This is a genomic window from Legionella bozemanae, assembly GCF_001648595.1.
Classification (GTDB): Bacteria; Pseudomonadota; Gammaproteobacteria; order Legionellales; family Legionellaceae; genus Legionella; species Legionella bozemanae.
This window is the reverse complement of record NZ_LBAW01000060.1, coordinates 1-1,874: the sequence shown is the minus strand read 5'-3', so window position 1 is coordinate 1,874 and position 1,874 is coordinate 1. Positions and strand designations below refer to the sequence as shown.

Genomic DNA, 1,874 nt, shown 5'->3' with positions numbered 1-1,874 from the left:
CGAAAGGGGCGTTAATGACTTACCCTTCGCTTGCAACCAATCAAGATTTTATTAAAGCCTTATTGTATGGAGGAAAGTTACCCAGTTACCACTGTACTGATACAGGGCCACAGTCGCATTGCTTATCTATTGATACCGCAAGCACGCAAGAAATCAGTGCCAAAAAAGCCTTAGTGGCTCAAGTCCAGGAATTACTGCAGGGGATTTATGACAACATTAAAATGGGCAAAGAGTTATCCGATAAGCAAAAGGGGCTGATTGAGTTAACACAACCTGCAGTTTTTAATCTTATTTCCGCCAATGCGCAACAAAACACCGGTATTCAAGGCAGTTATGAATTGGCTCAAAGTGTGGCAACTGATTTATTGGCACAATACCTTTCCAATTCCCTCGATATTATTCGCGCTTCGCTCTCAGGGCGTGAACTAGGCGCTCACAATGAAGAGCGTTTATACAAAAATCTGCAACTAGCACAACAGTTTGTGGCGCGGTTTAGCACGGAGAGCCGTGAGCGGTTTAATGCAGCGTTACAGACGAATGAATTAATCCGCAACAACGTCAAACAAGCATTAAGTGCTTTAACACCCACCTTAAGAACAGCCTATTATGGAGACGCGCAATGAGTCTTTTAACCATTTATACGCCACAAAATGGTGAGTATCTCAAAACAGTACTGGATGCCATGGTGACGCTGCTTGGCACCTCAACTTACAAATCGGCTCAAGACATCGTGAGTATTCTTGCTGTAGGGGTGGTCGGGTTTCAATACGTCAGTGGTAAAAGGATTCAAGCCATTAGTCGTTATGTTTTGTGTACGTTTGTGTTTTTGTTTTGTATTTTAGGCATCAAAACCCCAGTTGCCATTATTGATATGCAAACGGCGGATTCAGCAGGGCCTGAACTCACCGTAGATAATGTGCCATTAGGCGTGGGGCTACCTGCAGCACTTATTAGTGGCATTGGGTATGGAATTACTCAAGTATTTAGTGACGTGTTTCATATGCCGCAAGATTTAGATTACACACGAACTGGCATGTTGTTTGGTTCACGTACCTTCTTAGCGTCCACCAGTTCTAACTTGTCTTTGTCACCTGAACTCTCTCGTGATTTGTCCACTTACATCAGGCAATGCATTTTTTCAGCCAAACTTTTGGGGAGTCAGCAAATTTCACCCAATGAAATGAAGCACAGCTCGGATTTAATTCGCCTGTATTTTGAGCATCCCTCTCCTATTTATCGTGTCTTATTTCATGATGGCACTAATTTGAGCTGCATTGAGGCTGCAGCACGTTTAAAACCAGAATTGAATACGGGAATAGAAAAACAACTTGTTCATTTATCGAATATTATGACCAAGGGTGATAAAGAGAAGTTTAGTGATGGTTTGGCGGCTGCTCATTCCTATTTTATGAACGTGTCCAAAGATGCGGCCAATGTGCTTACGCAAAATATTTTAATTAATGCCACCCGTGAATCAGCCCTTGATGCCTTTGCTTTTGCTGGCGCGGATGCGGAGCTGATGAATTATACCAACAGTTCCAGTCTGCAAAAAATGCACGTGGCTGAAGCGAACAGCTTTTGGCTTGCAGGTTATCGGCTTCCTTATTATATGACTGTCTTTTGGATGTTGACTCTGTGTATTTTTCCTTTAGTGATGTTGTTAGCGCTGGTGCCTGGCATGCATGGGGTATACATGATCTACATGCAAACCCAAGTGTTTTTATGGTCTTGGCCTCCGATGTTTATCATTATTCATTTTTTTGTGTCGTTAGCGTCCTCTACCACACTGACTTTATTTGGTTCTAAAAATGGCGGGGTTACTTTTTCAACAATTGATTCCATCGCCAGTATTCAAAGTAGCTTTGCGTATACGG

At 42.6% G+C, this 1,874-nt stretch carries 2 protein-coding genes; both read left to right on the top strand.

Going from position 1 to position 1,874, the window contains the following annotated elements:
- The coding region (locus A8O27_RS17925) for a conjugal transfer protein TraH (protein WP_211269260.1) at nucleotides 1-623 on the top strand (623 nt) is incomplete at its 5' end.
- A partial coding sequence (locus A8O27_RS17920; protein ID WP_162270514.1) for a conjugal transfer protein TraG N-terminal domain-containing protein occupies nucleotides 620-1,874 on the top strand: 1,255 nt, incomplete at its 3' end. The genes A8O27_RS17925 and A8O27_RS17920, both read left to right, overlap by 4 nt.